This is a genomic window from Rhabdothermus arcticus (assembly GCF_055382915.1).
In genome coordinates, this window is sequence record NZ_AP043808.1 from 922,415 (window position 1) to 933,884 (window position 11,470).

An 11,470-nucleotide genomic window follows, 5' to 3' on the forward strand; every position below is an offset into this window, starting at 1 on the left:
CGGCCCCCGTTTTCATGGACGAGCGGGCCCTCCAGGCCACCGCCTGAACACCCTGGCTGCCAGGAACCGGGCAACGGCGACCTATGCCGAGTAGGATGGGCGGCATGGACGTTCTCCACGCCGTCGTCCTTGGCTTGGTGCAGGGCTTGACCGAGTTCTTGCCGGTCTCGAGCTCCGGCCACCTGGTCCTCGTCGACCGCTTCCTCTTTGGCGGCCAGCGCCTCCCCCTCTGGGTGGACATCGCCTCCAACACCGGGACCTTCCTCGCCGCCTTGCTGGTGATGCGGCGGGAGATCGCGGAGGCCCTCACCGGCTTTTTTAGGGGGCTGTTCCAGCCCCGTGCCCGGGCCTCCTCCGGCTGGCGGCTGGCTTGGCTGGTCATCGTCGCCTCGCTGCCCGCCGCGCTGGTGGGGCTTTTGGTCAAGGACGTCTTCGAGGCCGTCAACCGCCCCTTCTACGTCGCCCTGGGCCTCCTCTTCACCGCCTGGGTGCTCTGGACCACGCCCCCCGGCGGCCCCAAGGACCGGCCCGAGCGGGTCGGGTTTGGCGACGCCCTTTTCGGCGGGCTGGCGCAGGCGATCGCGATCTGGCCCGGGGTGTCCCGCTCCGGCACCACGATCAGCGCGTTCTTGCGGCTCGGCCTGGCGCCCGAGTTCGCGGCCAAGCTCTCCTTCCTGATGTACGCGGCGGCGAGCCTCGGGGTGCTGCTCCTCGGCTTAAAGGAAGGCCTCCCCAAAGGGGTCGCGCCCGCCCCGATCCTGGCGATGGTGGCGGCCGCCTTTGCCAGCGGCTACGCCGCGATGCTCCTGCTCTTTGGCGTCTTGAAGGCGGGGAAGTTCCGCCTCTTTGCCCCCTACGTGGCCGTCGTGGCCCTGCTCGCGCTCCTATTCGGCTAAGGGCACGCACCGCCACCCCCTCTGGGCTTGCGTGCCCTTGTGTATTAGTGCTATAGTGCACTAAGGAGGTAAAGATTGCGCTGGCGCGTGGACCCCGAATCCGGGCCAATCTTCGAGCAAATCGCCGACAACGTGGAGGCCGCCCTGGCCCGCGGGGATCTCCGCCCCGGGCAAAAACTCCCCTCGGCGCGGACACTGGCGGAGCAACTCAGGGTGAACCCCAACACCGTGATCCGGGCCTACGAGCTCCTGGAAGCGCGGGGGATCACCGAAACCCATAGAGGACGGGGCACCTTCGTCCGGACCGACCTGAACGTCGCCGCCCTCCGGTCGGCACTCCTTCGAAAGGCTGCCCGACGCTACCTCGTCGAGGTCAGGGCACTGGGATTAAACCTCGAGAAAGCAATCGAGGCCCTTAGGGAGGTGAGCGATGCTTCTTGAAGTGAAGGACGTGGCCAAGCGTTATTTGAAAACCTTTGCCCTATCAGGGATCAGCCTCGAAGTCGAACCCGGGCAGGTGGTGGGTCTCCTCGGACTCAACGGCGCCGGGAAGACCACCCTCCTCAAGTTGATCGCAGGACTCCTCCTCCCCGATCGCGGTGAGGTGCGCCTCCTTGGCCAGCCTCCGCGGAGGGTTCGGGGCAAGGCGGTCTATTTGCCGGAACTAAATCCCTGGCCCGACCGTGCCCGCCCCAAAACGGTCGCCCGGCTGCTGGCCGGGGCCAACCCCAACTTCGACCGCGAACGCTTCGAGGAGCTGGTGCGGTTCCTCGAGGTCCCCGATCGGCCCTTCGGCCAGATGAGCAAGGGGCAGCGCGCCCGGGCCAACCTGGCCCTGGCCCTCGCCCAACGGGCTTCCCTCTACCTTCTCGACGAACCCCTGGCCGGCATCGACCTCATCAGCCGCGACCGGATCCTGAAGGCGCTGGTCCACGAATGGCGGGAAGACGCGGCGGTGGTCCTTTCCACCCACGAGGTCGGCGAGGCCGAGGGACTCTTCGACCGGGCGGTTTTTTTGAAGGAAGGTCGGGTCGTCCTCGACGCCGGCGTCGAGGACCTGCGCAAGGAAGGCAAAAGCGTGGTCGAAACCTTCAAGGAGGTACTGGCATGAGGGGGCTCTTGGCCTGGAAGCTCCACCGCGACCGGGGGATCGCGCTTTTCATCCTGGTGGCGCTCCTCCTGGCCGCTTATAGCGGGTTTAACCTCGACCGGCTCACCGCCCTTCTCTACCTCGCGGGTCTCTCCCAGGGGGCCCTCTGGGGCGGGCTCGCCCTGCTCTTCATCCTCTACCGCCGCGAGGTCCGGGCCGCCGGCCGCGGCGAGACCGGCCTGCTCCTCCTGCTCCCCGCCGGCCCCTTGCGGCTTACCCTGGCCCAGGCAATCGAGTTCCTGGCGCTGGGTCTTTTCCTCTTCGCTGGCCTGGTGCTCCTGGCCGCGTGGGGCGCGGGCCGGTTTTACCCCCAGGCCCCCGGGGAGCTAGTGCACCTTGGGACCTACCTCTTCCTTGCCCTGGGCCTTCCTGCGCTCGGGCTGGCGCAGCTGATAGCCGCCACCCACATCGCCTACCGGCTCGGCCGGGTTGGCGGGCTCATGGCCGCGGTGGTGATCCTCGGTATCCCCTCCGGCATAGGCTGGGTCCTTGCTCGGCTCGACGGGTCGGTCCTTTGGCATTGGGGACCGCGGGTCGCGCTGGGCCACTTCAAGTGGCTCACCGGTGAGTTCCCCGGCCTCACCTTTACCCCACCGCCGGCGGTGTGGCCGGCCTGGCCCCTGGCCGCCGGGGTACTCATCTACCTGCTGGCCCTTTGGCTTTCTGCGCGCATCTACGCGGAGAGCGAGCTTTAGGAGGCAGCATGATCCTGTTGAAGACCGCGCTCTGGCTTTACGGCCTCTACCTGGCCTACACCCGGACCAAGAGCCCGACCGCAAAGGCCGTGGCCGTCGCTGGTCTGGTGGGGCTCTTTCTCCTGCTCGGCGGGTTCTAGCGCGAGCACCGCGGCCGCGCAGCCCTTCGCGTTAGGCTAGGGGCATGAACGGCGCCATCGAACGCGAACTTGCGTTGGAAGTGGTTCGGGTCACCGAGCAGGCCGCCCTCGCCGCCGGCCGCTGGACCGGCAAAGGGGACAAGCACAAGGTCGACGAGGTCGCCACCGAGGCCATGCGCAAGGTGCTCAACGAGCTCCCCATCCGGGGCACGGTGGTGATCGGCGAGGGCGAGATGGACGAGGCGCCGATGCTCTACATCGGCGAGGTGCTGGGGCGCGGCGGGCCGGAGGTGGACATCGCCGTGGACCCCGTCGAGGGCACCAACATCACCGCCAAGGGCCTGCCCAACGCGGTGACGGTGATCGCGATCAGCGAGAAGGGCGGCCTCTTCCACGCCCCTGACATGTACATGGAAAAGCTCGTGGTGCCGCCTCCCGCGGCGGGCAAGGTTGGCCTCGACTGGCCGGTCGAGGCCAACCTCAAGGCCATCGCCATGGCCCTCAACCGCGACGTCGAGGACCTCGTCGTGGTGGTGCTCGACCGGCCCCGGCACGAACAGCTGATCGCCGAGATCCGAGCCGCCGGGGCGCGGGTCAAGCTGATCGGCGACGGCGACGTGATCGCGGCCCTGGCCGCGGCCATGCGCGGCACCGGGGTGCACGCGGTGATGGGCATCGGCGGCGCCCCGGAGGGGGTGCTCGCGGCGGCGGCGCTGAAGACCCTGGGCGGGGAGATCCAAGCCCGCTTCTACCCCGAAGACGAGGAAGAGCGGGCGCGGCTGGAGTCGATGGGGGCCTCGGCGGAAAAGATCTACACCACCGAGGACCTGGCCCCGGGAAAGGAGATCGTCTTCGCCGCCACCGGGATCACCGACGGCGACATTCTAAGGGGCATCCGCTACTTCGGCGGGGGCGCCCGCACCCACTCCCTGGCAATGGGCCATGCGACCCGGGTGGTGCGCTTCATCGACTCAATCCACCTCTTCGACAAGGGCGCGCGGGTGACGGTGCGAATCTAGGCGGCGCTCGGCCCGTGTTAGATTGAGGGGGACCCGCAGGGTCCCCTGTTTGGCTCCCCGATGGGGCGTTCGGCCTCAGAGCGCGGGAGGCGGAGGTGGTTATGGCAAAGGTCAAGCTGGAACACGTGTGGAAACGCTTTGGCAAGGTGGTGGCGGTCAAGGACTTCAACCTCGAGACCAAGGACGGGGAGTTCGTGGTCTTCGTCGGCCCCTCCGGTTGCGGTAAGACGACGACGCTGCGCATGATCGCGGGCCTCGAGGAGGTCAGCGAGGGCAACATCTACATCGGCGACCGTCTGGTCAACGACGTTCCTCCGAAGGACCGGGACATCGCCATGGTCTTTCAAAACTACGCCCTCTACCCGCACATGAACGTCTACGACAACATGGCCTTCGGCCTCCGGCTGCGGCGGGTCCCCCGTGACGAGATCGACCGCCGGGTCAAGGAGGCGGCCCGGATCCTCAAGATCGAGCACCTCCTCAAGCGCAAGCCCCGCGAGCTCTCCGGCGGCCAGCGCCAGCGCGTGGCGCTGGGGCGGGCGATCGTTCGCGAACCCCAGGTCTTCCTGATGGACGAGCCGCTCTCCAACCTCGACGCCAAGCTGCGGGTGGAGATGCGCGCCGAGATCAGCAAGCTGCACCGCCGCCTGGGGGTGACCACGATCTACGTCACCCACGACCAGATCGAGGCCATGACGATGGGGCAGCGCATCGTGGTCATGAGGGACGGCAAGATCCAGCAGGTCGCTCCGCCGCTCGAGCTCTACGACTTCCCGGTCAACAAGTTCGTCGCCGGCTTTATCGGCAGCCCGGCGATGAACTTCATCGAGGTCGACGTCGTGGACGAAGGGGGTCGGATCTACTTCCGCCGCGAGGGGGTGCACATCCGGGCCAACGACAAGATGGCCAAGGAACTCAAGGACCAGGGCTACGTCGGCAAGCGGGTCTGGCTCGGCGTGCGCCCCGAGCACATCGAGCTCAAAGGGTACAGCTCCCTTCCCGAGGACGAGAACCGGCTGACCGGCGTCGTCGAGATCGTCGAGCCGCTGGGCGCGGACACCGAGATCCACGTGGACGTGGACGGGGTGTTGATCACCGCCCGCCTCGAGGGCCACGTCCCGGTCAAGGTCGAGGAGAAGGTCGACCTCCTGGTCAACCGCGATCGCCTGCACGCCTTCGACGTGGAGACCGAAAAGGCCATCAGCCATGCCCAGGAATTCGAACCCGCCCTCAGCGGGTAACGCTCCCTCGCTTCGCACCCAGCTCGTCCTCACCATCGGGGCGCTCTCCGCCCTTCCGGTCCTCGCGGTCCTGGTCACGGTCTGGACGCTGGTCCCCGAGGTTCAGGGGGCGATGGGCTGGCGCATCCTGGTCCCGACGCTGGTGGCGCTGGTGGCCTCGATCCTCGGGGGCGTCTGGCTGGCCCGACGGCTGCTCGCCCCGCTCGAAGAGCTCGAGCGGGGCGTGCGCTATTTGAAGATCAGCCGCCGCTCGATCGGCGACCTCTACCTGCCCCCGATGCAAGAGCGCCCACCCCGGGAGCTGCTGGCCCTGCGCCAGGGCTTCGAAGACCTGCTCGCGCACCTCAGGCAGTCCGCCGAGGAGCGGGAACTCCTCGTCGCCACCCTGGCCCACGACCTGAAGACGCCGCTGATCGCGGGCACCCGGGCGCTGGAGTACCTGAGCGAGGCCTCGGACATCGGCGCGGAGAACCGCATCCGGCTGCAACGCCAACTCGCCGAGGAGCTCGGCCGGGCCCACCGACTGGTGGAGAACCTGCTGGCCGCGAGCCGCATCGAGAGCCTGCGTCCCCGCCCCGAGCAGGTCAACCTGCGGGAGCTCGCGGAAAAGATCAAGGACCGGATGCAGCCCCGGGCCCTCAACCGGGGCGTGAGCATCCGCGTGCAAGGCGAAGGCACCGCGGTCGCGGACCCGGACATGATCGAGCGGGCGGTGGAAAACCTCGTCGAGAACGCCATCCGACACGCCAAACGGCGGGTCCTGGTGCGGGTGAGGAGCGGGGTCATCGAGGTCGCCGACGATGGCCCGGGCCTGCCCGGACCTCTGGAGAAGCTGACCCAGCCCTTTTTAAGCCAAGCCTTGCGGGGACTGCGCGCGGGCAGCGCTGGGCTCGGCCTCTTCATCGTGCAGCGGGTGGCGGAGATTCACCACGGCCGGCTGCAAAGCTGCCGCAGCCCCCTCGGAGGCGCCTGCGTCAAGATCGAGGTCGACTACAACCCGCAGTCGGTCTTGGAGACCCTGGAGACGATCTGGTGACCATGAAGCTTTTGATCGCGGACGATCATCCCCTCTTTCGCCTCGGCCTCAAGGCGATGCTCGAGCGCGAGGGCTTTCAGCACATCCTGGAAGCGGAGAACGGCCTGGAAGCGGTGGAAAAGACCCTCGCGCACCGGCCCGATGCGGTGTTGATGGACATCAAGATGCCCGAGATGGATGGGATCGAGGCCACCCGGGAGCTGCGGCGCCGGGGGTATACGGGCTTCGTCATCATGCTCACCACCTTCTCCGAACCCGCCCTCCAGGTCGAGGCCCATAAGGCCGGGGCCAACGCCTACCTCTCCAAGGAGGCCTCGTCGCTCGAGGTCGCGCGCACCCTCTTCGACCTCAAGGAGGGCCGCCGGCCGCGTTTCAAGCCGCCCACCCTTCCGGACCTCACCGAGCGCGAGCTGGAAGTGCTGCGCCGCCTCGCCCGCGGGCGCTCGGCGAAGGAGATCGCCCACGAGCTCAACCTGAGCCCGGAGACGGTGCGCGACTACGTGAAAAAGCTCTACCTCAAGCTCGGCGCGCACAGCCGCGTGGAGGCGCTGGAGATCGCCCGACGGCTGGGCCTGATCTAGTAGATGAACTCGCGGATGTCGTAGCGCACCGCGCGCAGCCCAAGCCCCCGCACCGCCCGCGCAAAGCGTAAAAGCTCAGCTTCGATCTCCGCCTCGCTAAGGGGACGGATCCCCTCGGCCAGACGCCGCGCCTGGTAGACCGAGCCCGGCCCCTCGACGAAGGGCGAGAGGAAGACCACGTCCCGCCGCTCCAGGGGCATCGCCCGAAGCGCGTTCAGGGTGTCCGCGAAGTGGGCCGCCCGAAAGCGCTCGCCGCCCGCCCCGACCATCACGATCAGCCCCACGAAGCGCCCCGCGGCCTTGAGCAGGCTGACGAAATCCACGAGCGCGTCCCGTCCCCCGGGCTTGTTCAGCCAGGCCAGCAAGGGGTCGTGCCCGGTCTCCATGCCGATGTAGACGCCTGCGAGCCCCGCTTCGGCGAGCCGCTGCCAGGACACGAGGGGCTTGTGCTCGCCGGTGTAGAGGTCGATGAAGCCATAGACCGGCCGCCCGGGGAACACCTCCCGAACGACCTCCAGGAGCCCGAGCAGGCGGGCCTCGCTGAGCGCGAGGGCGTTGCCGTCGGCGAGGAAGACGTCCTTTCTGAGCCGCGCCCCCGCCCCGAGAAAGGCCCGGACCGCCTCGGCGTGGGCAGCGAAGGCCGCGCGGTCCTTGGCGGTAAAAGGGCGGTCCTGGTAGAAGCTGCAAAACGTGCAGCGGTTGTAGGTGCAGCCCTCGGTCGCCTGAAGCACCACCGAAAGGTAGCGGTCCGGGGGAAGGATGCTGATCGGCTTGTAGACCCGGTGAAACCGCGCGCGTTCCCCGACCAGCCGCTCCGGGGTCCAGGCAAGCACGCGCTGAAGCCGCGCTCGGGCCTCCCCTTGGGCCTCGGGCCAGGCGGCAAGGGCCAACGTGTGCAACCGGCCGTGCAGCCTGCGGGCCGCGTCCTCGTCGAGCCGGCCACGCTTGCGCCGCCCGCCCTCGCGCCGCCGCCAGTGCACCGTGCCATCGAGCGCGCGCTTATAGAGCACGCCGTCCTCCAGGTAGGTCATCCAGCGGCCCTCGAGGTCGAAGCTCGCCGCCCGGCCCCCACGCGCGACGTGCGTCGCGGCCGGGTAGAGGACCAGGGCATCGGGCACCGCGCTCATCGCCCCATGCTACCCTTAGCCCATGAGAGGCCCCGGGGTGGCCACCGCATGGGCCGAGCTCGTCGATCGCTACGGCCCTCTCGAACCCCTCGGCCAGGGCCTCGAGGCCCGCGTCTTCGCCGACAACGGCCGGGTCTACAAGGTCTACAAGCCCAAAGAGCGCGCGCTTGCCTTTCGCGAGGCCCGGAACCTGGCCCGCGCCGGGCTCGGGGAGTGGGTCCTCGGCGTCGAGGCCCTCTCCACCGGCCACGGCGTCCTCATCCTGCGCCGCTTTCCCGGCGCGCCCTTTGCCCCGGAGCGCGCCGACGGCCGGGCCCTGGCCAGCCTGGGGCGCTTCCTCCTCTGGCTGCACCGCCTCCCCGAGCCCGGAACGCTGGACCTGGCGGAGATCGAGGCGCGCCTCGTGCGCTTTCGCGACGCCCTTGGCGTTTTGCCCGACGTCCCCGAGCTCGCCGAGCGCCTCAGGCACCGGCTGGGGCACCTCGAAGGGGTGCGCCGGGCCTTTTGCCACACCGACCTCTGGGCAGGGAACGTCCTGATCGCCGCCGACGGGCGCACCTTCGTCGTCGACTGGGCCCGGGCTCGGGGCGAGGACCCGGCCCGGGACCTGGCGATCTTCAAGACCGGCAGCCTGGACCTGCTCGGCCCGGAGGTCGCCCTTGACCGGCTCCGCGCCCTGGTGCGCCGCTACCCGGACCCCGAGGGGCTCTGGCGGCGGCTGGCCTTTTGGATCCCGATGACCTACCTCCACGACCTCTATTGGTTTTGGGAAAAAGCCCGCTCGGCGTTCGAGAACGCGCTCAAGGACAAGCTCCCCCTGGCCAAGGCGCTTTCCGAGACCTTTCCGCCGCTGTAGGCTGAAGGGGATGTGGGTCTTTCACCTCGAAGGGGACTTCGAGCGCCTGGACCCGGTCCTGCCCCTGCTCTTTGAGGCCGGGGCACGGGGGCTGGAAGAACGCGAGGGCGAGGTCCTCGCCTACTTCCCGGAACGCCGTCCCCTCCCCCTCGAGGGCCGCTGGGAAGCGGTCCCCGATCAGGACTGGCTCGAGGCCTGGCGCCGCGACCTCACGCCGGTGGCCGCCGGCCCCTTTTGGGTGCGCGCCCCCTGGCACCCCGAGGCCCAGGACAGGCTCGACCTGGTGATCGAGCCCGGGATGGCCTTCGGCACCGGCCACCACGAGACCACCCGGATGGCCCTCGCCGCCCTCGCCGAGACCGTGGGACCGGGCACCCGCCTGCTGGATCTGGGGACCGGCTCGGGGATCCTGGCGATCGCCGCGGCCAAGCTCGGGGCCGAGGTGCTGGCCCTGGACATCGATCCGGTCGCGGTGGCCGCGGCCCGCGCCAACGCCCGGGAAAACCGGGTGAGGGTCCGGGTCGAAAAGGGCAGCCTGGACGCGACCGGGGCGCGCTTTGAGGTGATCGTCGCCAACCTCTACGCCGAACTGCACGAGGCGCTCGCCCCGGCCTACCGCGAGCATCTGACCCCGGGCGGGAAGCTCATCCTCACCGGCATCCTCAAGGAGCGCGCCAACAAGGTCGAGCGTGCCCTCTCCGAACACGGGCTGGCACCCGGCGCGTGGCGGCACGAGGGCGAGTGGGCGCTGGTCATCGCCGAGGGATGAGGCTCCCCCGCGCCTTCGCCCCCGACCTGGACGAGCGGGTGGTGCTCGAGGGCCCAGAGGCGCGCCACCTCTTGCGGGTGCTCCGGCTTTCGCCCGGGGACCGGGTGCGCCTCTTCGACGGCCGGGGCGAGGAGGCCCTGGCCGAGATCACCGCCACCGGACGGGACCGGGTCGAGCTCCGGGTGCTCGAGCGCTCGCGGCAAACGACCGAGCCCCCGGTCCCGGTGGTGCTCTACGTCGCGCTCTTGAAGGGGGACAAGCTCGCCGACGTGGTGCGCGCGGGCACCGAGCTCGGGGCCACTGCCTTCGTCCCCGTCGTCACCGAGCGCAGCATTCCCAAAGCCTTGAAACCGCAAAAGCTCGAGCGCCTGCGAAGGGTCGCGGTCGAGGCCGCCAAGCAGTCCGGCCGCGGCCGCGTCCCCGAGGTGCACCCCCCGATCCCCCTGGCGGCGATCCCCAAGGTCGCGCAGGGCCTCGTCGCCCATCCCCTGGCCGGTCAGCCGGTCCCCGGCGCGTTCGACCCGGACCGGCCGCTGGCGCTGGCCACCGGCCCCGAAGGGGGGTTCACCGAGGCCGAGGTCGAGGCGCTCAGGGCGCGGGGCTTCATCCCGGTCAGCCTGGGGCCGCGGGTGCTCCGGGCGGAGACCGCGCCGCTCGCCCTCCTGGCCCTCGTGAACGCGGGGCTGGTGCGGTAGCTTAGGGCATGCCCCGCGCGCTCCTCTTGCTCCTGCTCCTCCTCGGGGGCTGCCGCTACACCTTCTGGCCGCTGATCCCCGAAGCCGCCACCCCGACCCCCGGGGCGCTGGTCAGCGCCCGGCTCGAGCCCACCTCGGACGCGGTGCGGCTCACCCTGTCCGTCGAGGCCCTCCCCCGGCCCGGCTACCTGGAGCTCGTCTGGTTCCGCGACGAAGGCGTGGTCTGGGCCCGCTCGGTCTTCGTCGAGCGCGCGCCGGAGCGGCTCACCCTCAGCCTGCCCCGCGAGGGCCCGGGCCTCTACCGCCTCGAGGTCCGCTTTGAGGACCGCTTGATCTACGCGGCCACCCTGGCCCTCGGCGAGCTCACCCCCCCAACGCCGCCAGCACCGCCGGGATCGTGAAAAAGGAGAGCACCGTGGAGAGGGCCACCGCCCGCGCAGCGGCCTTGGCGTCCCCGCCGAACTCCGCCGCCAGCATGTAGGTGTTGACCGCCGCGGGCATCCCGGAGAGCAGGGTGAAGACCTTGAGGTCCAGCCCCTCCAGCCCCACAAGCCGCGCCACGCCATAGCCGAAGAGCGGCGCCAGCACCAGGCGCAGCCCGCTCAGGAGAAGCTCGAAGCGGCCCAAGGCGATCGGGGTGCGCGCGATCTGCATCCCCAGGCCAAAGAGGAGCATGGGGATCGCCGCGCTCCCCATCAGCGCCACCGGCCGCTCGAGCACCGCCGGCAGGGTCAGCCTCAGACCGCTCACCGCGATCGCCGCCAAGAGCGCCCAGAAAAAGGGCAGCCTCAGGGTCATGCGCACCCCGTGCCCCACTCCGACCCCGCGGTAGAGGGCCGGCCCCAGGCCGAAGAGGGCCAGGGTCGCCAGGAGGAAGTAGATCACCGCGCGCTCGAGCCCCGGCTCGCCAAAGGCGAAGAGCGCGAGCGAAAGCCCCATGTTCCCGGTGTTGGGAAAGAGCAACGCCCCCAAAAGCGTCTTCCGCCGCGCCGGGCTTAGGCGGGCCAGCCGCGAGAGGGCGTGCCCCAGGAGCCACAGCCCGGCGTAGGTGACGACGAAGGCCAGCGCGAAGGCGAAAAGCCGCCCCCCGGGGGCCACCCGCCGCACCTGGTCGAAGACCAAAAAGGGGACGAAGAAGTAGAGGACGATGCGGACGTAGCCGCCCACGTCCATCGGAAAGCGGCGCAGCGCGAGGTAGCCGAGGGCGGCGATGATGAAGACCGGAAGGGTGACGGAAAAAAGCGGGACGAGCGCGGCCACCGCCC

At 69.7% G+C, this 11,470-nt stretch carries 15 protein-coding genes; 13 read left to right on the forward strand and 2 right to left on the reverse strand.

Annotated features, from left to right (window positions below; all coding sequences use genetic code 11):
• Positions 1 to 104: 104 nt before the first annotated feature.
• The 9 genes from ACZ48Y_RS04755 to ACZ48Y_RS04795 all read left to right on the forward strand — a co-directional run bounded on the left by ACZ48Y_RS04755 (position 105) and on the right by ACZ48Y_RS04795 (position 6,758).
• The gene (locus ACZ48Y_RS04755) at positions 105 to 896 is read left to right on the forward strand and encodes an undecaprenyl-diphosphate phosphatase (RefSeq protein ID WP_464742680.1); all 792 of its coding nucleotides are present in this window, start codon (positions 105 to 107) and stop codon (positions 894 to 896) included.
• A 75-nt stretch (positions 897 to 971) separates the two neighbouring features.
• Positions 972 to 1,337 carry a GntR family transcriptional regulator gene (locus tag ACZ48Y_RS04760; protein ID WP_464742682.1) on the forward strand — a complete coding sequence of 122 codons (366 nt, stop codon included), beginning with the start codon at positions 972 to 974 and terminating at the stop codon, positions 1,335 to 1,337.
• Positions 1,327 to 2,007 (forward strand): ATP-binding cassette domain-containing protein, encoded by a 681-nt coding sequence (locus ACZ48Y_RS04765; protein ID WP_464742684.1) that lies wholly within the window; start codon positions 1,327 to 1,329, stop codon positions 2,005 to 2,007. Before ACZ48Y_RS04760 ends, ACZ48Y_RS04765 begins: the two co-directional genes overlap by 11 nt.
• Entirely contained in the window at positions 2,004 to 2,741 is a 738-nt protein-coding gene (locus ACZ48Y_RS04770; RefSeq protein WP_464742686.1) for a hypothetical protein, read from the forward strand. The genes ACZ48Y_RS04765 and ACZ48Y_RS04770 overlap by 4 nt, the downstream gene beginning before the upstream one ends.
• A gap of 8 nt (positions 2,742 to 2,749) precedes the next feature.
• On the forward strand, positions 2,750 to 2,881 hold the full coding sequence (locus ACZ48Y_RS04775; RefSeq protein ID WP_464742688.1) for a hypothetical protein: 132 nt from the start codon (positions 2,750 to 2,752) through the stop codon (positions 2,879 to 2,881).
• A gap of 44 nt (positions 2,882 to 2,925) precedes the next feature.
• Positions 2,926 to 3,900 carry a class II fructose-bisphosphatase gene (glpX, locus tag ACZ48Y_RS04780; RefSeq protein ID WP_464742690.1) on the forward strand — a complete coding sequence of 325 codons (975 nt, stop codon included), beginning with the start codon at positions 2,926 to 2,928 and terminating at the stop codon, positions 3,898 to 3,900.
• A gap of 101 nt (positions 3,901 to 4,001) precedes the next feature.
• Positions 4,002 to 5,141, forward strand: a complete 1,140-nt coding sequence (locus ACZ48Y_RS04785) for an ABC transporter ATP-binding protein (RefSeq protein ID WP_464742692.1) — start codon at positions 4,002 to 4,004, stop codon at positions 5,139 to 5,141.
• Positions 5,107 to 6,177 (forward strand): sensor histidine kinase, encoded by a 1,071-nt coding sequence (locus tag ACZ48Y_RS04790; protein ID WP_464742694.1) that lies wholly within the window; start codon positions 5,107 to 5,109, stop codon positions 6,175 to 6,177. Before ACZ48Y_RS04785 ends, ACZ48Y_RS04790 begins: the two co-directional genes overlap by 35 nt.
• A gap of 2 nt (positions 6,178 to 6,179) precedes the next feature.
• Positions 6,180 to 6,758 carry a response regulator transcription factor gene (locus ACZ48Y_RS04795; RefSeq protein ID WP_464742696.1) on the forward strand — a complete coding sequence of 193 codons (579 nt, stop codon included), beginning with the start codon at positions 6,180 to 6,182 and terminating at the stop codon, positions 6,756 to 6,758.
• Here the strand turns inward: ACZ48Y_RS04795 and ACZ48Y_RS04800 are convergent.
• Positions 6,755 to 7,885 (reverse strand): radical SAM protein, encoded by a 1,131-nt coding sequence (locus ACZ48Y_RS04800; protein ID WP_464742698.1) that lies wholly within the window; start codon positions 7,883 to 7,885, stop codon positions 6,755 to 6,757. The genes ACZ48Y_RS04795 and ACZ48Y_RS04800 overlap by 4 nt on opposite strands.
• Positions 7,886 to 7,922: 37 nt before the next feature.
• Here ACZ48Y_RS04800 and ACZ48Y_RS04805 point away from each other — a divergent pair, with 37 nt between their 5' ends.
• Genes ACZ48Y_RS04805 through ACZ48Y_RS04820 form a run of 4 tightly spaced genes read left to right on the forward strand, consistent with a single transcriptional unit; the run spans position 7,923 to position 10,606 of the window.
• Positions 7,923 to 8,741, forward strand: a complete 819-nt coding sequence (locus ACZ48Y_RS04805) for a phosphotransferase family protein (RefSeq protein WP_464742700.1) — start codon at positions 7,923 to 7,925, stop codon at positions 8,739 to 8,741.
• 10 nt (positions 8,742 to 8,751) lie between these two features.
• On the forward strand, positions 8,752 to 9,510 hold the full coding sequence (locus tag ACZ48Y_RS04810; protein ID WP_464742702.1) for a 50S ribosomal protein L11 methyltransferase: 759 nt from the start codon (positions 8,752 to 8,754) through the stop codon (positions 9,508 to 9,510).
• The gene (locus tag ACZ48Y_RS04815) at positions 9,507 to 10,205 is read left to right on the forward strand and encodes a 16S rRNA (uracil(1498)-N(3))-methyltransferase (protein ID WP_464742704.1); all 699 of its coding nucleotides are present in this window, start codon (positions 9,507 to 9,509) and stop codon (positions 10,203 to 10,205) included. The genes ACZ48Y_RS04810 and ACZ48Y_RS04815 overlap by 4 nt, the downstream gene beginning before the upstream one ends.
• Before the next feature lie 8 nt (positions 10,206 to 10,213).
• Positions 10,214 to 10,606: a hypothetical protein gene (locus ACZ48Y_RS04820; RefSeq protein ID WP_464742706.1), complete on the forward strand. Its 393-nt coding sequence runs from the start codon at positions 10,214 to 10,216 to the stop codon at positions 10,604 to 10,606.
• On the opposite strand, the gene ACZ48Y_RS04825 is transcribed toward ACZ48Y_RS04820, so the two are convergent.
• On the reverse strand, positions 10,569 to 11,465 hold the full coding sequence (locus ACZ48Y_RS04825) for an AEC family transporter (protein WP_464742708.1): 897 nt from the start codon (positions 11,463 to 11,465) through the stop codon (positions 10,569 to 10,571). The genes ACZ48Y_RS04820 and ACZ48Y_RS04825 overlap by 38 nt on opposite strands.
• Positions 11,466 to 11,470: the final 5 nt, after the last annotated feature.